This is a genomic window from Nocardioides bizhenqiangii, from assembly GCF_034661235.1.
Classification (GTDB): domain Bacteria; phylum Actinomycetota; class Actinomycetes; order Propionibacteriales; family Nocardioidaceae; genus Nocardioides; species Nocardioides bizhenqiangii.
In genome coordinates this window covers 3,093,505-3,110,131 of sequence record NZ_CP141059.1, presented here as the reverse complement: position 1 = coordinate 3,110,131, position 16,627 = coordinate 3,093,505, and the positions used below count along the sequence as shown (strand labels likewise).

General features: G+C 70.1%; 20 protein-coding genes. 7 read left to right on the top strand and 13 right to left on the bottom strand.

Annotated features, from left to right (window positions below):
• Positions 1-98 precede the first annotated feature (98 nt).
• Positions 99-920, top strand: coding sequence for an oxygenase MpaB family protein (locus SHK19_RS15170; RefSeq protein WP_322936732.1), 822 nt, complete (start codon positions 99-101; stop codon positions 918-920).
• A gap of 6 nt (positions 921-926) precedes the next feature.
• On the opposite strand, the gene SHK19_RS15165 is transcribed toward SHK19_RS15170, so the two are convergent.
• Positions 927-1,550, bottom strand: coding sequence for a hypothetical protein (locus tag SHK19_RS15165; protein WP_322936731.1), 624 nt, complete (start codon positions 1,548-1,550; stop codon positions 927-929).
• A gap of 99 nt (positions 1,551-1,649) precedes the next feature.
• The gene (locus SHK19_RS15160; RefSeq protein WP_322936730.1) at positions 1,650-2,789 is read right to left on the bottom strand and encodes an acyl-CoA dehydrogenase family protein; all 1,140 of its coding nucleotides are present in this window, start codon (positions 2,787-2,789) and stop codon (positions 1,650-1,652) included.
• A 118-nt stretch (positions 2,790-2,907) separates the two neighbouring features.
• Here SHK19_RS15160 and SHK19_RS15155 point away from each other — a divergent pair, with 118 nt between their 5' ends.
• On the top strand, positions 2,908-3,615 hold the full coding sequence (locus tag SHK19_RS15155; protein ID WP_322455814.1) for a MerR family transcriptional regulator: 708 nt from the start codon (positions 2,908-2,910) through the stop codon (positions 3,613-3,615).
• A gap of 27 nt (positions 3,616-3,642) precedes the next feature.
• On the opposite strand, the gene SHK19_RS15150 is transcribed toward SHK19_RS15155, so the two are convergent.
• Positions 3,643-4,107 (bottom strand): RidA family protein, encoded by a 465-nt coding sequence (locus SHK19_RS15150; protein WP_322455843.1) that lies wholly within the window; start codon positions 4,105-4,107, stop codon positions 3,643-3,645.
• Positions 4,107-4,493, bottom strand: a complete 387-nt coding sequence (locus tag SHK19_RS15145; protein ID WP_322936729.1) for a cupin domain-containing protein — start codon at positions 4,491-4,493, stop codon at positions 4,107-4,109. Before SHK19_RS15145 ends, SHK19_RS15150 begins: the two co-directional genes overlap by 1 nt.
• A 176-nt stretch (positions 4,494-4,669) precedes the next feature.
• Here SHK19_RS15145 and SHK19_RS15140 point away from each other — a divergent pair, with 176 nt between their 5' ends.
• Entirely contained in the window at positions 4,670-5,335 is a 666-nt protein-coding gene (locus tag SHK19_RS15140; RefSeq protein ID WP_322936728.1) for a winged helix-turn-helix transcriptional regulator, read from the top strand.
• Positions 5,336-5,365: 30 nt separating this feature from the next.
• Here the strand turns inward: SHK19_RS15140 and SHK19_RS15135 are convergent, their stop codons facing one another.
• From SHK19_RS15135 to SHK19_RS15120, 4 genes are read right to left on the bottom strand one after another with little or no spacing between them, the layout of a single operon-like run.
• Positions 5,366-6,256, bottom strand: coding sequence for an oxygenase MpaB family protein (locus SHK19_RS15135; protein ID WP_322455811.1), 891 nt, complete (start codon positions 6,254-6,256; stop codon positions 5,366-5,368).
• Positions 6,253-7,680: a cytochrome P450 gene (locus tag SHK19_RS15130; protein ID WP_322936727.1), complete on the bottom strand. Its 1,428-nt coding sequence runs from the start codon at positions 7,678-7,680 to the stop codon at positions 6,253-6,255. Before SHK19_RS15130 ends, SHK19_RS15135 begins: the two co-directional genes overlap by 4 nt.
• Positions 7,677-8,516 carry an SDR family oxidoreductase gene (locus SHK19_RS15125; protein WP_322936726.1) on the bottom strand — a complete coding sequence of 280 codons (840 nt, stop codon included), beginning with the start codon at positions 8,514-8,516 and terminating at the stop codon, positions 7,677-7,679. Before SHK19_RS15125 ends, SHK19_RS15130 begins: the two co-directional genes overlap by 4 nt.
• Positions 8,517-8,539: 23 nt before the next feature.
• Positions 8,540-9,919, bottom strand: coding sequence for an aldehyde dehydrogenase family protein (locus SHK19_RS15120; RefSeq protein WP_322936725.1), 1,380 nt, complete (start codon positions 9,917-9,919; stop codon positions 8,540-8,542).
• A 78-nt stretch (positions 9,920-9,997) separates the two neighbouring features.
• Here SHK19_RS15120 and SHK19_RS15115 point away from each other — a divergent pair, with 78 nt between their 5' ends.
• Positions 9,998-10,630, top strand: coding sequence for a TetR/AcrR family transcriptional regulator (locus SHK19_RS15115; protein WP_322455807.1), 633 nt, complete (start codon positions 9,998-10,000; stop codon positions 10,628-10,630).
• A gap of 5 nt (positions 10,631-10,635) precedes the next feature.
• Here SHK19_RS15115 and SHK19_RS15110 read toward each other — a convergent pair whose 3' ends face one another.
• Both SHK19_RS15110 and SHK19_RS15105 read right to left on the bottom strand, forming a co-directional pair.
• Entirely contained in the window at positions 10,636-11,013 is a 378-nt protein-coding gene (locus tag SHK19_RS15110) for a hypothetical protein (protein WP_322455806.1), read from the bottom strand.
• A complete protein-coding gene (locus tag SHK19_RS15105) occupies positions 11,010-11,672 on the bottom strand; it encodes a hemerythrin domain-containing protein (protein ID WP_322936724.1) in 663 nt (220 codons plus the stop codon). The genes SHK19_RS15110 and SHK19_RS15105 overlap by 4 nt, the downstream gene beginning before the upstream one ends.
• Before the next feature lie 73 nt (positions 11,673-11,745).
• Here SHK19_RS15105 and SHK19_RS15100 point away from each other — a divergent pair, with 73 nt between their 5' ends.
• Together SHK19_RS15100 and SHK19_RS15095 are read left to right on the top strand one after the other, a co-directional pair.
• Positions 11,746-12,381, top strand: coding sequence for a TetR/AcrR family transcriptional regulator (locus SHK19_RS15100; protein ID WP_322936723.1), 636 nt, complete (start codon positions 11,746-11,748; stop codon positions 12,379-12,381).
• Between the two features lie 36 nt (positions 12,382-12,417).
• On the top strand, positions 12,418-13,050 hold the full coding sequence (locus SHK19_RS15095; RefSeq protein WP_322936722.1) for a TetR/AcrR family transcriptional regulator: 633 nt from the start codon (positions 12,418-12,420) through the stop codon (positions 13,048-13,050).
• 10 nt (positions 13,051-13,060) lie between these two features.
• Here SHK19_RS15095 and SHK19_RS15090 read toward each other — a convergent pair whose 3' ends face one another.
• Positions 13,061-13,516 (bottom strand): PaaI family thioesterase, encoded by a 456-nt coding sequence (locus tag SHK19_RS15090; protein ID WP_322455802.1) that lies wholly within the window; start codon positions 13,514-13,516, stop codon positions 13,061-13,063.
• Positions 13,513-14,403, bottom strand: a complete 891-nt coding sequence (locus SHK19_RS15085; protein WP_322455801.1) for an alpha/beta fold hydrolase — start codon at positions 14,401-14,403, stop codon at positions 13,513-13,515. The genes SHK19_RS15090 and SHK19_RS15085 overlap by 4 nt, the downstream gene beginning before the upstream one ends.
• Positions 14,404-14,433: 30 nt before the next feature.
• Between SHK19_RS15085 and SHK19_RS15080 the strand changes: the two genes are divergently transcribed.
• The gene (locus tag SHK19_RS15080; RefSeq protein ID WP_322936721.1) at positions 14,434-15,207 is read left to right on the top strand and encodes an SDR family oxidoreductase; all 774 of its coding nucleotides are present in this window, start codon (positions 14,434-14,436) and stop codon (positions 15,205-15,207) included.
• A gap of 18 nt (positions 15,208-15,225) precedes the next feature.
• On the opposite strand, the gene chrA is transcribed toward SHK19_RS15080, so the two are convergent.
• The gene (chrA, locus tag SHK19_RS15075; RefSeq protein ID WP_322936720.1) at positions 15,226-16,596 is read right to left on the bottom strand and encodes a chromate efflux transporter; all 1,371 of its coding nucleotides are present in this window, start codon (positions 16,594-16,596) and stop codon (positions 15,226-15,228) included.
• Positions 16,597-16,627 lie beyond the last annotated feature (31 nt).

Genomic DNA, 16,627 nt, shown 5'->3' with positions numbered 1-16,627 from the left:
CGGGCAACCTACTCGCGTCCCGTCGCATCTGACAACGGTCATAGTCCGAATCGTGGGCGCCGCTGGCGCGCCCCGGGGAGACGGCGCAAGGTAGCCCTGTGAGCAGGGACGGGCAGTTCGACATCCGCGACCACGTCCCCGGTCCGGCGGGGTTCCTCGGGTCTGCTGCCAACGTGATCATGCAGCTCGGCTGGCGCGAGGTCGGGTGGGGCGTGGTCGAGAGCTCCGTCGACAGCGGCAACGTGATGCTGCACCCGTGGAAGCGGCTCCGGACCACGATCAGCTATCTGGTCGTCGCGCTGTTCGGCGACGAGGCGGACCGGGCGGCGTACCGCGAAGCCGTCAACCGCTCGCACGTCGCGGTCCGCTCCGGGCCAGACAGCCCGGTCAAGTACAGCGCCTTCGACCCGGACCTCCAGCTGTGGGTCGCGGCCTGCCTCTACGTCGGCGTCCGCGACATCCGGCGGGCGTTCCTCGGGCCGATGACCGAGGCGGACGAGGACGGCCTCTACGCGTACTGCAGCCGGCTCGGGACCTCGCTGCAGGTGCCGGCCGACCGCTGGCCCGCCGACCGCGAGGCGTTCGGGAAGTACTGGGCCGACGGACTGGCCCGGGTGCGGTACGACGAGCCGGTGCGGCAGCACCTGATGGCCGTGGTGGACCTCGAGATGATCCCGCGCTGGATGCGGTGGGGGAACCGGTCGCTCAACCGGTTCGCGACCACCGCGTTCCTCCCGCCGGAGTTCCGCGAGGCGATGGGTCTGACCTGGACCGCGGCCGATCAGCGCCGGTGGGAGCGGTTCGTCCGCGTCGTCCGGTTCGGCTCGCGGCTGCTCCCGCGCTGGGTGCGGATGCTGCCGGTCCGGCTGCAGTTGGCCGAGGTCCGGCTGCGGATCCGGCGGGGCTGGAGGCTGACCTGACGCTGGTCAGTCGGTTGCGACCTGCCGCACCGACGACGCCAGCAGGCTGCCCACCATCTCGCTGAGCTCGCCGGGCGACATCTCCACGTCGCCGTTGAGGACCGCGTGGGTCGCCTCGAGCGCGCCGCCCACGGCGTAGAGCAGCGCGACCCGGCCGCGCGGGGCGTCGACGGCAGCGCCGTACTGCGACCCGAAGAAGCCCGCCATCTGCTCGGCGTAGGCGAGGACGATCCGGCGCCGGGCCTCGGTCAGCCCGCTGGTGCCGGACGCGACCAGCAGCGCCGCCCGGGCCTTCCGGGGATCCTTCTCGAAGACCGAGAAGGCGCCCTCGAAGGCGGTGCGGCAGGCGTCGTCGAGGTCGGCCGGGACGCGGTCCGCCAGGGCCGCCGCACCCTCGAGCGCGATCTCCTCGGCGATCTTGTCGAGCAGTGCCAGCTGCAGCTCGTCGAGGTTGGTGAAGCTTTCGTAGAAGTACCGCTGGGTCAGCCGCGCGCTGGCGCAGACCCCGCGCACGCTGATGTCGGCGACGTCGCTTCCCATGAGGTCGAGGGCGGCCTCGAGGAGGGCGGCGCGCCGCTGCTCTCGTCGTACGTCGGCGGAGACGCCGCGGTACGTCCGATGGATCGACACCCGGCCCAGCCTACCGCCGCGAATCGGGTGGATCTGCCCGGCGAATCCGGCCGGCTCGACGGGCAGACTTCCCCGATTCGCGGAACAGTAGGACTTGGGTCAGAGACCCAGGCTGCGTCCGATGATCTCCTTCTGGATCTCGGTCGTGCCGCCGTAGATGGTCGAGATCCGGCTGTCGAGGTAGGCCCGCGCGATCGGGTACTCGAGCATGTAGCCGTAGCCGCCGTGGAGCTGGACGCCCTGGTTGACGAGCTTGTTCTGGAGCTCGGTCGCCCAGTACTTGGCCTGCGACGCCTCGACGGCGTCGAGCTTGCCGGCGACGTGCTTCCTGACGCACTCGTCGATGAAGACCCGGGTGATCTTGGCCTCGGTCGCCATTTCCGCGAGCAGGAAGCGGTTGTGCTGGAACTTGCCGATCGGCTTGCCGAACGCCTCGCGGGTCTTGGCGTAGTCGAGGCACATCTCGACGACGTACTCGCACGCGGCGGCGGCCTGGGCGGCGATGATCAGCCGCTCCTGCGGCAGGTTCATCATCAGCGAGATGAAGCCGCTGCCCTCCTCGCCGAGGAGGTTCTCCTTGGGCACCCGGACGTCGGTGAAGCTGAGCTCGGCGGTGTCCTGCGCGTGCATGCCGATCTTCTCGAGGTTGCGGCCGCGCTCGAAGCCCTCCATGCCGCGCTCCACGACCAGCAGGCTGATGCCCTGGTAGCCGGCCTCGGGGTTGGTGCGCGCGACGACGATCACCAGGTCGGCGTGGATGCCGTTGCTGATGAAGGTCTTGGAGCCGTTGAGCAGGTAGTGGTCGCCCTGGTCGACGGCGGTCGTGCGGACGCCCTGCAGGTCGGAGCCAGCGCCCGGCTCGGTCATGGCGATCGCGGTGATCGTCTCGCCGGTGACGCAGCCCGGCAGCCAGCGCTGCTTCTGCTCGTCGGTGCCCAGCGAGATCAGGTAGGGGACGATGATGTCGGTGTGGACCGAGAACCCGGGTCCGTTCGCACCGGCCCTGGTCTGCTCCTCGGAGAGCACCACGTTGAACCGGAAGTCGTCGATGCCCGCGCCGCCGTACTGCTCCGGGACGTCGAAGCACAGCAGACCGGCTTCGCCGGCCTTGAGCCACAGCTCGCGCGGGACGATGCCGTCGCGGTCCCACTGCTCGTTGTTGGGAGTGACCTCCTTGGCGAAGAAGGTCCGCGCGACGTCGCGGAAGTCCTCGTGCTCGGGAAGGAAGAGCTCGCGCATGTGATGAGGGTCCTGTCGTAGAGTGCGCCGCGGATGGCGACAGTCGATGCGTTGATCTACTGTGACAGTACCACTGTCACGATGCAACGGAACGTGACGGGAGACGAGCGGAGTGGGCGTGTCCATCGAGACCGGGCTGACCGTCGACGAGCTGGCCGCCGAGACCGGCATGACGGTCCGGACGGTGCGCTACTACGCCGGCCTCGGGCTGATGCCGGCGCCCGAGCGGCGTGGCCGGCTGGCGTTCTACTCCGACGTCCACGTGGCGCGGCTCAAGCTGGTCCGCGCCCTCCAGGACCACGGGCTGAGCCTGACGGCGATCGAGGACTACCTCGCCCGGATCCCGGCGGACGGTGACGCCGACGAGCTGGCCGTGCACCGGCTGGCGCTGACGACGTGGTCGCCGCAGCCGCCCGAGCGGGTGAGCCGCGCCGAGCTGGACCAGCGCGCCGGCCGCCCGCTCGACCAGGACACGATCGACGTGCTCCTGGCGATCGGCGTGATCGAGGTGGAGGGCGAGGACTTCGGGCTGCAGCCCGGCTTCGACGCTGCGGTGAAGGTGCTCGAGCTCGACATCAGCGCCGACGGCATCACGGCCGCGGGGTTCGCCATCAAGCGGCACACCGAGGCACTGGCCGAGGAGCTCACCGACATCTTCGCCCGTCAGGTGATCGGGCCGTACCGCGCCCGCGAGCACCACACGCCCGAGGAGGCGGCGGCCTTCCAGGCCGCGATCGTCCGCCTGCGCGAGCTCACCCTGGAGGCGGTCGTCTCCGGCTTCCAGCGCGCGTCCAACCAGGTGATCAACCGCTCCTTGCGCGGTTGACGGGCCGCCGGGCCGCGGGGGCCGCCCTCAACTGTCGGACGGAGCACGGACGTCTGACGTGCCGATCTGCACGACAGCCTCGATCTCGACCGCGAAGCCAAAGGGCAGCGAGGCGACGCCGACAGCTGATCGTGCGGATCGGCCAGCGTCGCCGAATGCCTTCGCCAGGAGATCGGTCGCTCCGTTGGCGACCACGTGCTGCTCGGTGAAGTCGGGTGCGGAGTTGACGAAGACGACCACCTTGACGACCTTTGCGACGCTCGACAGGTCTCCGAGCTCCGCGCGGATCGTCGCCAGCAGGTTGAGCATGACCGCTTCGGCAGCGCGTGCCCCTTGCTCGGTCGTCATCGTCTTGCCCAAGCGACCGGTGTGCATGGGGTGGCCGTCCTCGAACGCGCCGTGTCCGGACACGAACAGGAGGTCACCGGTGCGGACGGCCATCGCGTAGCTGCCGACCGGGACGTTCGGGGCAGGCACGGCATCGTCGAGCATCACGGGTTCACCGGAATCGAGTCGTAGCGAGCCGCGATCGCCGCTCTGGCAGCCGGGTCACGGATCGCTTCGGGTCCGAGCCCGCCGAGCGCGAAGAACATCTCCTCCAGACCGCCCGGAACCATCAGGGCGAGAAACCGGCCGCCGCCCTCGGCTGCCGAGATCATGTGTGCGGTCCCGCGGGGGACGAGGATGTACGTCCCGGGGGTCGCCTCGATCGGCTCGTCTCCGACCGTGAACGTGAACAACCCGTCGAGGATGAAGAATGACTCCTCGAAGCCGCGGTGCAGATGCGGAACGGTCCAGGGGCCTTCGGCCGTTCCGGCGAACTCGGTGAAAGTGAACGCGCCTCCGGTCTCGGCGTCGCCCCCGGCCAAGACCCGCATGGACGCCACCCCCAGATCGACCGATCGGCCTGCGCCCGGAAGGACCGTGTGTGCCGTGCCCGGTTGCATCATCGCCATCACCCCTTTCCTCCAGATCAGGGTGTTCCGGTTCGCCACCCACGGCAATATCAGAATCTGAAGTTGCTGATCAGCCCGCTCGGCGGGACAGTGGGAAGGTGCGCGACTACGGACAGTTCTGCCCGATCGCCCGCAGCTCGGAGGTGCTGGCCGAGAGGTGGACGCCCATCATCGTGCGCAACCTGCTGAACGGCTGCCGCACCTTCAACGAGATCCGCCAAGGAGCGCCAGGTATCTCCACGGCACTGCTGGCGCAACGGCTCGAGGCGCTGGAACGCGCCGGGGTCCTCCTTCGTGCCGCGAAGCCCGGCCGACGTGGTACGACGTACGAGCTGACCGAGATGGGACAGGACCTCAGGGCGGTGTGCGACGCACTCGGGCAGTGGGGCGCGCGCTGGCTCGAGATCGAACCCCGGCACCTCGACCCCGCGTACATCCTCTGGGCCACCCTCAAGCTCGTCGACCTCGACCAGATCCCTGACGGCACCACGACCCTGCGGTTCCGGCTGCACGACCATCCCGTGAACGACTACTGGATGCTGCTGCGACGACCGCTACCCGAGCTCTGCACCCGAAGCTCCGGCTACCTGGAGGACCTCGTCTGCGAAACAGACAGCCAAACCCTCGTCGACCTGCACCTTCGACGTACGACCTACGCCGCGGCTCTGCGGTCCGATCGCCTGACTCTCCTGGGACCGACGGAGATGACCAGGAAGTTCACCACCTGGTTCAAGACCAGCCCGTTCGCCGACTACCTGCCCTAGCGCCTCGATGCTTGGAGCAACGGACGAGCCTCAGCGAGAAGCGAACGCACGAGCAGGCAAGGGTGCCCGGTCCGCCTCGCGCCGCCAGGCCTGCCGGGCCTGCGGCAGCAGCCGCGCCTGGAGGGGCAGCCGTCCGAAGGTGTGCTGGATGCCGGCGCCCAGGGCACGCAGTCTCCGGTCCTCGGCGGCGGTCCAGTCGAGGCCCATCCGGTCGCGCAGCTCGGCGGGGAAGGTGCCACGGAGCACCCAGGCCATCGCGTCGAACTGCGCGTCGGACACCGGCTGCCAGAGGACCTCGGGCAGGTACTTGACGGGCGACGGCCCGAAGATGCCCTTCTTGGTCCGGTTGAACGTCGAGCGGGCGATGGCGTTGGGCCGGAGCACGTGGGTGATGGTGTCGTCCCAGTAGGCCCGGAACTCGTCGTACGTCGCCGGCGTGCCCGAGGCGGAGACGCCGTAGAGCGAGTACCACTGACGGGACTCCTGGAACAGCCGCTCCTTGTCTCGGTCGGACAGGGGCCTCCCGAAGTGCTCCCGCAGCGCGATCTGCATCTCGAAGAAGGTCGCGTGCGGCCAGTAGAAGACCTCGGGGGTCAGCGCGCTGTAGCGGGTGCCGTCCGGGAACCTGCCCTTGAGCGGCCGGTGGTAGTCGCGGACCCGCTCCGCGGTCGCCCGCGCATCGGCGTCGTAGACGACGCCGAGGATCTGGGGGAGCGAGCGGAGGATCCGCTTCATCGGTCCCTGGAAGTACGTCGAGTCGTGCTCGCGGAGCGCGAGGTCGATCGCCGGGTGCATGGTCTGGAGGAGGCCGGCCCGCATGCCGACGAGCAGCATCCGCTGGTCACCGAACAGGCGCCACGTGAGGGAGTCCGGTCCCAGGGGTACGCCGGGCAGGGGCTGGTAGTCGTCGTACGCCGTCACGCGCGACTCAACGGCCGGAGGGTGACGGGGAAGTCGTCGGTCGGCATGACGAGGGAGGTGTGGTCCCACTCGATCTCGTAGTCCGCGGGGATCTCGAACTCGTACGTCGTCAGCATCGTGTGCAGCAGGGCCTTGACCTCGTTGGTGCCGAAGGCCATCCCGATGCACTTGTGCGCGCCGCCGCCGAAGGGGATGTAGCCGTAGCGGTGTGCCTTGTGCTCGCTGCGCGGCTCGGCGTAACGGAGCGGATCGAACTCGTGGACGTTGACCCAGTGGTCCCCGACGGTGTGGACCGCCCCCGGTCCGACCACCACGATCGTGCCCTTCGGGACGAAGCAGCCGGCGAGCTCGGTGTCCTCGGTGGCCCGCCGGACGAGAGCCGGAACCGGGGCGACCAGGCGCATGGCCTCCTTGAACACCAGGTCCAGGGTGGTCAGGCTCTCGAGCTCGTCGATCGTCGGGGTCGCCGTCCCCAACGCGAGCGACTCGGCCCGGGCCTTGTCCTGCCACTCCGGGTACTTCGCGAAGTAGTAGGTCATCCCGGTCGCGGTGATGGTCGACGTGTCGTGCGCCGCCATCATCAGGAAGATCATGTGGTTGACGATGTCGTCGTCGGTGAACTTCATCCCGTCGTCGGTCTCGACGTGGCACAGCGCGGCGAACAGGTCGTCGTCGTCCGACGCCCGCTTGGCGGGGATCTGCGAGCGGAAGTAGGCGTCGAGCTGACGACGTCCGGCAAGACCCCTGTTCCACCGGGTGCGCAGCAGCGGGACCTCGGTCCTGATCAGGCCGGTGCCGGCCCGCACGGCGTCGATGAACGCCTGGGTCAGCCCGTGCGTCTCGTCGTTCGGCTCGGTGCCCATGAAGATCTCGGTGGCGACATCCAGCGACAGGGACTTGACCGCCGGATACATCAGCATGGGTTCGTCGGTCGGCCAGCCGGGGACGGTCCGCGCGATGATTCCCTCGATCCGGCCCTGGTAGGCCTCGAGACGGGGGCGGGTGAACGCCTCCTGCATGATCCGCCGGTGCAGCAGGTGCTCCTGGCCGTCGAGGAGCATCAGGCCCCGGGTGAAGAACGGGCCGATGAAGTACTCCCACCCGGACTGCGAATAGAACTTGCCCTTGTTCTGGAGGACCTCCTGCACGGCGTCCGGCCCGATCGCCATCGCGACCTTGGTGCCGAAGGCGCGGATCCAGAACACGTCGCCGTACTTCGCGTGCATCTCGGGCGTGGAGTCCCAGCCGTCGCGGATCATCTCCAAGGTCTTGCCGACGACCGGCAGCCCCACCTCGCCCATCACCGGCTTCAGGTCGCTCCCGGGTGGCGGCTCGGCGAGCGCTACCGGTGCGGTGCCGATCCGGTCCCCGGCCGCCGTCAGCAGCCGGTCGCCGGGGAAGTGGAGGAGCGTCGGCTTCCTCATTGCTCGGTCTTCCCCGTCGCCCGGGCTTCGTACGACGCCCGCTCCGGCCGGGCCAGCGCGTCCAGGAAGATGTGGTCCGCCCCCATCTTCGTGCCGATCCACTGCCCGACACCGAACGGGAGCATCCGGGTGACGTTGAGCAGCGGCCGGGCAGAGCGCGGGACGTAGACCTCGAACCGGGGCTTCACGACGGCCTCGACGATCGCGTCGGCCACCGACTCGGGTGTGATGGCCCGGAAGGCCGGCATGTCCTCCACGCCGGCAGTCAGCTCGGTGCGGGTGATCCCCGGCATGACGACCGAGAAGTCGAGGCCCTGCGGGTGCAGCTCGGCGTACGCCCCCTCGGTGTACTGGATGACCGCGGCCTTCGACGCGCTGTAGGTCGCGCTGCCGGCGATGCCGGCCTTGCCCGCGGTCGACGCGACGTTGACGATGTGGCCGCGACCGCGGGGCAGCATCCGCCGCGCGGCCTCCCGGGTGCCGTGGATCACCGCGCGCGTGTTGATCGCAAAGATGCGGTCGATGGTCGCGTCGTCCTCGTCGAGGAGGGCCGAGAGCGGCATCACGCCGGCATTGTTGATGTACACGTCGACCGGGCCGAGCGTCGACTCGACGGTGTCGATGAAGTCCGCGACGCTCTCGGTCGACGTGACGTCGAGAGGCAGCGCGAGGGTCTCGCCGCCGATCCGCTCCGCGGTCGCCTTCGCGATGTCGAGGTCGATGTCGCCGATCGCGACCCGCGCCCCTTCCTTCGCCAGCGCCGTGGCGGTGGCGGCGCCGATGCCTCGTCCCGCGCCGGTGATGGCGATGACGCGTCCGGCAAGTCGGTGGCTCATGTGCGGTTCCTCCTGGGAGACGGTCAGTAGACGAAGCGGGCGAGACGTTCCTTGAATGCGGTGTACGGCGCCTTCGCGAGCGCGGGCTCGACGAAGAACGAGGGCCGGCGATAGACCGCGCGGCGATGGCTGAACGTCTCGAAGCCCCACTTGCCGTGGTAGGCGCCGTAGCCGCTCGCGCCGACACCACCGAACGGCAGGCTGGGCGGGAAGACCTGCAGCATCGTGTCGTTCACGCACGCACCGCCCGACGTCGTCTCGGCCAGCACCCGGTCGGCGTTCGTCTTCGAGAAGACGTAGAGCGCCAGCGGGTGGTCGCCGCGGTTGATGTGCGTGATCGGCTCGCTGATGTCGTCGAACCCGAGGACCGGGAGCACGGGTCCGAAGATCTCCTCGCCCATCACGGCCGCGTCGGGCTTGACCCCGGTGAGCACGGTCGGTGCGACGTACCGCGCCTCGATGTCGACCGTGCCGCCGACCGGCATTTCGTCGTAGCCGCCGCCGTCGAGCAGTCCGGCGACCCGAGCGGCGTGCCGCTCGTTGACGATCCGCCCGAAGTCGGGGCTCTGCCGCGGGTCGTCGCCGTACCGCTCGCGGACCTCGGTGGCCAGCCGGTCGACGAACTCGTCGTGCACCTCGTGGTGGACCCAGGCGTGGTCGGCGGCGATGCAGGTCTGACCTGCGTTGGACCACTTGGCGAACGCGATCCGGCTGGCGGCCTGCTTGAGGTTGGCGTCCTTGTCGACGATGGCCGGACTCTTGCCGCCGAGCTCCAGTGTGGTCGGCGTCAGGTGGCGGGCGGCGGCCTCGGCGACGATCCGGCCGACTGCGCCGTTGCCGGTGTAGAGGATGTGGTCGAACCGCTGCTCCAGCAGGGCGGTCGTCTCCTCGACTCCACCCTCGACGAACGCGATCGCATCCGGGTCGAGGTAGTCGCCGGCGAGCCGGCTGAGGAGGGCCGACGTCGCCGGCGCCAGCTCCGACGGCTTGCACACGACGGCGTTGCCGGCGGCCAGAGCGGCGGCGAGCGGCATCGCCAGCAGGTAGACCGGGTAGTTCCACGGTGCGACGACGAGTACGACGCCTCGGGGCTGGTGCTGCACGCTCGCCCGGCCGGGCCGGAAGGCCAACGGCAGTCGCGCCGACGACTCCTTCGCCCAGTTGCCCAGGTGCTTGCGCAGGTGGTCGGCCTCGCTCGCGGACGCCGCGAGGTCGCCGGCCCAGGCCTCGAACCGGGGCTTGCCCAGGTCGTCGGCGAGCGCGCCGAGGAACGCGTCCTCGTTGTCCGTGAGCATCCGCGACAGCGCGCGGAGCTGGTCGCGGCGCCAGTCCAGGTCGCGGGTCCGCCCGGACTCGAACGTCGTACGGAGCCGGGTGACCAGCTGCTCGGCGGCTGCAGACACAGAGGACCTCCACGGTGAGGTGATAGAAAGTGCTCAGGAATCTATCACCAGGCCCCGCGCAAGGCTAGGGTCTGTGACATGGACCTGGTCTACGTTGGCGACGAGAGTGCCGCTGCCGGCGACTCCGCGGACGCGACCACGGTGCGAATCCTCGAAGCTGCCTATCGCGCCCTGTCGCAGGGCGGGGTCCGCCGGACGACGATGAACCAGATCGCCGAGACCGCGGGCCTGGGCGTCGCCACCGTCTATCGTCGCTTCCCCCGCAAGGTGCAACTGGTGCGGGCGATGCTGCTGCGGGAAGCGGTCAAGGTGGTCGCCGAGGTGGACCGGGCGATCAAGGAGCAGTCGACGGTCGAAGGACAGGCCGCGGCGGGCTTCACGGCGTTCGCGCACGCCGTCGCCGACCGGCCGCTCCTGGTCCGGTTGCTGCGCGGCGACAGCGACTACGACGGCGAGACGGTGCCTCCCGGCGAGCTTGCCGACCAGATCATGGTGCTGGTCCGCGACTACATCGCGAGCTGGATCCGTGAGATCCAGGCCGAGGGCCGTTACCTGTCGGTGGAGGCCGACATCGTCGCCGAGATCCAGGCCCGGCTCGCGCTCAGCCTGGTGTTGGCGCCGGAGGGGGAGATCCCGATGCACGACGACGCGGCGACGCGCGGCTTCGCGACGACGTACCTCGTGCCGCTGCTCGGCAGCGAGCACGCGTAGCGGTCCTACGAGCCCCGCAGCAGCACTGGGACGGTCAGCGCCACCCGCGCCAGTCCCAGGACGAACCCGAAGGGGAGCGCGAAACCGGTCCAGTAGGCGAGCTCGAACGGCAGGATCGCGAGCGACAGCCACAGTGCGGGGTGCCAGTCCGCCAGGAGCAGGACGCCGAGACCGACCTCGGCAGCGCACACGACGACGAAGCCGAGCAGCAACGGCACCGTGGTCGGGATGCCCGCGCGCTCGAACGGCCCCGCTCCGTACGTCGGGAAGCCGAGGGACTGCCAGACCTCGTGGTGCTGGGCGAAGTGGCGGACGCCGATCGCGCCGGGGATGCCGAACCCCAGGCCGAGGAGCACCGCGAGCACGCCGGCGCTCCGGGTCATCGGAAGGCTGCGACGTATCGCCGGTAGCGACGCCTGCCGACCAGTGCCCACAGGACCTTGACCGGCGCCGGCAGTCCCGCCATCATCGCCGCCGCCTCGGCAGGGGTCGCCACCTCCAGCATCTGCCCGGTGGCGGTGAAGCGCTGCGCAGGCGTGAACTTGGCGAATGCCGACTGGCCGGCCTTCGTCCACTCCTCGACGCTGATGTGCTGGGCGAGCAGAGGTACGACGTCGCGCTCCTCCTCGTCCAGGTGCTCCTCGAGCTGACGCAGCATGTCGGTGATCGCCTTCGAGAGCGCGGCGGCCGCCTCACCCGTGGGCCGATCGAGCCATGCGGCGCTGCGACGCTGGACGTCCTCGATGCCGTCATGGATGCCGTGGTGCTGGGCCTCCATCCGGTCGACGAGCTCGGCCGACGGCTGCGCCCGGGCCGCGAGTGCCGGCCAGACATGCTCGTCCTCCGTCGTGTGGTGCGCGCGCAGGCCGACGAGCATGAAGTCCAGGTGTGCGGCGGCTGCGCGGACCCGGGCGGCGTCGGCGGGAGGGATGGTGGGGACGAGCCGGGCGAGCTCGGCGAAGCCGGTGCGAAAGATGCGGTGGATCAAGGCCATGTCCCAGAGAGCGGGGTGCGCGGCCGAGGTGGGGTCGATGGCGGCCATCGAGCTTCTACCTAGTAGATGATCTCACTAGTGACCATCACTAGTGAACGACTCTGATAATCTGCTCCTCGGGATGAGCGCTGTCAAGAGAGTCGGGGCAACTCGCCGGGAGAAGGCCGCAGCGACGCGGGAGCGGATGCTCCGCGCCGCGATCGAGGTGTTCGCCGAGGCGGGCTACGTCGGCGCCAGGATGGCCGACATCGCAGCCCGCGCCGGGGTTGCCGTGCAGACGGTCTACTTCGTCTTCCACACCAAGCCCGAGCTGCTCCAGGCCTGCTTCGACTATGCGGTCCTCGGGCCCGAACGGCTTGTCCCGCCCGAGCAGACGCCCTTCCGCGAGATCGCCACCGCGCGATCCGGCCGGGCTGCGCTACGCGCGCTCGTTGCCGGCAACACCGCGATCCTCGAGCGGGTGGCGACGACGGACGAGGTGGCGCGAGCCGCGCTGCACGAGCCCGAGGCGGCCGCAGTGGTGAAGAACAGCGAACGACTGCGGCGGGACGGCTACCGGGACATGCTGGCGACCGTCGCCGAGCGGTTCGCTCTGCGACCCGGGCTGAGTCTCGACGACGCGACCGACATCCTGCTGATGTACGGGAGCAGTGCGACGTACCTGTCGATGGTGCGCGCTGGCTGGAGCCGGGACCGCTTCGAGGACTGGCTCACCGACACCCTCGCCCGCACCTTCCTGGCTCGACCCGGCCGGTAACCGACGCCAGTGTCGCTTGCTGGCTAGCATGCAGGCGTGGCCACCTCCACCAGCCCGGACACGGGACCTCGCCGGCGGTTGCGGGCACCCGCCCGCCGTGCGCTGGTTGTCGAGGGTGGCCTGCGGGTGTTCGCCCGGACCGGCTACACCGCGGCGAGCATGGCCGACATCGCGGACGCCAGCGGCGTCACCCGGGCCGTGGTCTACGACCACTTCGCGTCCAAGAAGGACCTCTACGTCGCCGTCCTCGTCGAGCAGGGCGCCCTCTTCCTCGGGCACCTCGAGAGCAGGATCGTGTCCGAGGGATCGCCCCGGGAGCGGATGCGGTCGACGATGGACGCCGTGCTCGCGTTCGCCGAGGACCACCCGATGGCCTGGCGACTGCTCAACGTCAACACGACGCACGGTGACGCGGTGGCCGAGGCCGCCTGGCAGCAGGCATGGGCCGAGCGGTCGGCCCAGGTCGTCGACCTGCTCACCCCGGACGTCGAGCGGCTGGGCCTGACGTCTGACGACGTGCACCTGGACCTCGTCGTCCAGATGCTGATGGGCGCCCTGACACAGTCGGTGCACTGGTGGAGCGGCCGGACGCGGATCTCCAGGGAAGCGGTCCTCGACGCCGGAATGGCGTTGATGTGGGACGGCCTGGGACAGCTCGGCCGGCCCTAGTCGGCGTGGCCTAGCCGAAGCGGCGGACCTGGTAGACGCCGCGGGTCGCAGCCACCACGGTGCCTGCCGCGTCGACGACCTCTGCCTCGAGGACGAACTCGGACTTCCCGTTCGCGAGCGCCTCGCGCGGGATCCGCTCACGGTCCTCGGGTGCCAGCTCGGCCCGCGCCTGCACGGTGCCGAGCGCCGGGCGCAGGAACCGGATCTCCACCGACTTCACCAGCGGTACGAACCCGGCGAGCTCACCCTCGAAGTCGAAGGTGGTCCCCGGGATGAGGCCGCCGAGCACCTCGGCCACCGTGAAGAGAGAGCCGGCGTAGAGCGCGCCGAAGTGATTGACGTTGGGCTCGGCCGGGAGCTCCACAGTGCCCCTGCCGTCGCCGGCCTCGATCACGCGGGTGCCCATCGCCGCCAGGATCGGGATGACGGCGTGCTGCTCGCGGGTGAGCTCCTCGGGTGTCTTCACGACTCCTCCTTGGGGGACCGTCGGGCGTGCTCGACGATCTCGCCGATCAGGGTCGGCCAGAGCTCCCTGGGCAGGTCGTGACCCATCCCGGGCCAGGTAACGAGCCGGGCACCGGGCACCGCGGCCGCGGTCTCGTGACCGCCGTCGACCTGGATCAGCGGGTCCTCCTCGCCGTGGAGGACCAGCGTGGGCACGGTGAGCTCAGCCAGACCCGGCCGCCGGTCGGGCGACACGAGGATCGCCGCGAACTGGCGGACCTTGCCGGCGGACTTGTTGCTGCGCCGGAACGACTCCGCGCCGACCTCGCGGAGCCACTCCTCGTCGTGCGGGTAGGCCGGCGAGCCGAGGACGCGGTAGGCGTTGACCATGAGGGCGGCGGCCTCCTCCTCGCTCTTGGGTGCCGGCCACATCAACGTCGCCGATGCCTCCGGCGTCGGCTTGCCGATGTGGGCCGCGGGCGTGGACGAGATCGACGTCAGGCTGACCACGCGAGCGCCGTGGCGGAGGGCGACCTCCTGGGCGATCATCCCGCCCATCGACCACCCGACCAGGTGCACCCGCTCGAGCCCCAGTGCGTCGAGGAGGCTCGCGGTGTCGTCGGCCATGTCGGCCAGGGTGTACGGCGCCGCGGTCGACTCGCCGCTCAGGATCGCCATCAGGTCGGGGACGCCGGCGTCGTCGAGGTGGGTGGACAGTCCGATGTCGCGGTTGTCGAACCGGATGACGTGGAAGCCATCGTCGGCGAGCGCCTGGCAGAACCCGTCGGGCCAGCCCAGCATCTGGGTGGCCACGCCCACGACCAGCACCAGCGGCGGGGCGTCGGGGGACCCGAACGTCTCGTAGGCCAGGGTGAGCCCGCCCGCGTCCACTAGCCTCGGCGTCTGCATGTGCTGAACTATGACAGTCGCACTGTCACGATGGAAAGGCACCCCGTGGGCAAGAGGTTCGAGGGCAAGACCGCGATCGTCACCGGCGCCAGCCGCGGCATCGGGCTCGGCATCGCGGAGCGGCTGGTCGCCGACGGGGCGCGGGTGGTCATCACCGCCCGCAACCAGGAGACGCTGGACGAAGCGGCCGCCCGCCTCGGTGGGGCCGAGGTCGCGCTGCCGGTCGCGGGCAAGGCCGACGACACCGAGCACCAGGCCGACACCGTCCGGAGGGCGCTCGAGACCTTCGGCAGCGTCGACTTCCTGGTCAACAACACGGGGATCAATCCGTCCTACGGCCCGCTGCTCGACGTCGACCCGGGTGCCGCCCGCAAGATCGTCGAGGTCAACTGCCTCGCCGCCCTCGCGTGGGTGCGGCAGGTCCACGGCGCCTGGATGGGGGAGCACGGCGGCAGCGTCGTCAACGTCTCGTCGGTCGCCGGCCTCCGTCCGCCCAGCAACATCGCGTTCTACGGCGCCAGCAAGGCGATGCTGACCTACCTGACCCAGACCCTCGCGGTCGAGCTCGGCCCCGACGTACGGGTGAACGCGGTGGCGCCGGCGGTCGTGAAGACCCGGCTCGCGACCGCGCTCTACGAAGGGCGGGAGAACGAGGTGGCTGCGGCGTACCCGCTCAAGCGCCTCGGCGAGCCCGAGGATGTCGCCGGCCCGGTGGCGTTCCTGCTCTCCGAGGACGCGGCCTGGGTCACCGGTGCGCTGCTGGTCATCGACGGCGGGCTCTCCCTGACGGGCGGCATCGAATGAGCTCCAGCGGCTAGCGGATCAAGCCGCCAGCTCGACCGCGAACACCCCGAGCCCGAGCAGTGCGCACAGGCCGAGGGTGCGCATGGGCCCCCAGCCGCGCCAGAACATGACCACGAGCGCGACGCCCGTGATCGCGAACGCCACCGGGTCCCACTCGGAGACCACCGGGACGTCGAGGTGGACCGGTCCGGCGTCGACCTCGCGGCTGCGGTCGAAGAGCGTGTGCAGGGCGAAGAAGACCGCCAGGTTCGCGATCACGCCGACGACGGCAGCGGTGACGCCGGTCAGTGCCGACGTGAGGTGCCGGTTGTGCCGGAGCCGCTCGACATAGGGCGCGCCGAGCAGCACGAAGAGGAAGCACGGCACGAACGTCACCCAGGTGACGAGGAGCGAGGCGAGGACCGCCGCAACCCACGGGTCGAAGCTGCCGGGGCTGCGGTAGGCGCCGACGAACGCGACGAACTGCACCACCATGATCAGCGGCCCCGGCGTGGTCTCCGCGAGCGCCAGCCCGCGGACCATCTCGCCCGGCGCGAGCCAGCCGTACACGTAGACCGCCTGCTGGGCGACGTACGCCAGCACGGCGTAGGCGCCCCCGAACGTCACGACCGCAGCACCGGAGAAGAACAGTCCCTGGTCGACGAACACGTCCGTCGACGACACGAAGACCGCGAACGCGGCCACCGGCGCGAACCACAGGACGAGCCCGAGCGCCACGATGCCGAGCGACCGCCGCTTCGAGGGCAGCTCGTGGTGGAGGTCGGCGTCGCTGATCAGGGGCGCCGGCCCGTCGCTCGTGTCGCCGTGACTCGAGCCGCGGGCGAAGTCCGGGATGGCCCGGCCCAGTGCCCAGCCGACGACGCCCGCGCCGAGCACGACCAGCGGGAACGGCACGGCGAACACCGTGAGCGCGACGAACGCGCCGACCGCGATCGCAATCAGCGCGACGTGGTTGAGCGCGCGCTTCGCGATCCGGTGTACCGCCTGGACGACGATGGCGATCACGGCCGGCGCGACGCCGGCGAAGAGCGCGGAGACGACGTCGGTGCTGCCGAACCGAACGTAGATGGCGGAGAGCACGAGCAGGGCGATCACGCCGGGCAGGACGAAGAGCGACCCGGCGATCATGCCGCCGCGGGTGCCGTTGAGCAGCCAGCCGGTGTAGATCGCGAGCTGCTGCGCCTCCGGTCCGGGCAGCAGCGTGCAGTAGTTGAGTGCGTGGAGGAACCGTTGCTGCCCGATCCACCGCTTCTCGTCGACCAGCTTGTGCTGCATGACCGCGATCTGGCCGGCCGGACCGCCGAACGTCTGCAAGGAGATGGCGAACCACGCCCGGGTGGCCTCACCGAGCGGGATGACGTCAGCCTTGATGTCGATGGCGAAATACAACCATAGTTAGTGGGTAAGTGGACCTAGGGGC

Excerpts from the sequence above, each read along its gene's own strand:
- SHK19_RS15160 (WP_322936730.1), bottom strand. The coding sequence starts at position 2,789 with ATGCGCGAGCTCTTCCTTCCCGAGCACGAGGACTTCCGCGACGTCGCG.
- SHK19_RS15150 (WP_322455843.1), bottom strand. The coding sequence starts at position 4,107 with ATGCTCGACGATGCCGTGCCTGCCCCGAACGTCCCGGTCGGCAGCTAC.
- SHK19_RS15145 (WP_322936729.1), bottom strand. The coding sequence starts at position 4,493 with ATGCGGGTCTTGGCCGGGGGCGACGCCGAGACCGGAGGCGCGTTCACT.
- SHK19_RS15130 (WP_322936727.1), bottom strand. The coding sequence starts at position 7,680 with ATGAGGAAGCCGACGCTCCTCCACTTCCCCGGCGACCGGCTGCTGACG.
- SHK19_RS15125 (WP_322936726.1), bottom strand. The coding sequence starts at position 8,516 with ATGAGCCACCGACTTGCCGGACGCGTCATCGCCATCACCGGCGCGGGA.
- SHK19_RS15115 (WP_322455807.1), top strand. The coding sequence starts at position 9,998 with ATGGACCTGGTCTACGTTGGCGACGAGAGTGCCGCTGCCGGCGACTCC.
- SHK19_RS15110 (WP_322455806.1), bottom strand. The coding sequence starts at position 11,013 with ATGACCCGGAGCGCCGGCGTGCTCGCGGTGCTCCTCGGCCTGGGGTTC.
- SHK19_RS15105 (WP_322936724.1), bottom strand. The coding sequence starts at position 11,672 with ATGGCCGCCATCGACCCCACCTCGGCCGCGCACCCCGCTCTCTGGGAC.
- SHK19_RS15100 (WP_322936723.1), top strand. The coding sequence starts at position 11,746 with ATGAGCGCTGTCAAGAGAGTCGGGGCAACTCGCCGGGAGAAGGCCGCA.
- SHK19_RS15085 (WP_322455801.1), bottom strand. The coding sequence starts at position 14,403 with ATGCAGACGCCGAGGCTAGTGGACGCGGGCGGGCTCACCCTGGCCTAC.
- SHK19_RS15080 (WP_322936721.1), top strand. The coding sequence starts at position 14,434 with ATGGAAAGGCACCCCGTGGGCAAGAGGTTCGAGGGCAAGACCGCGATC.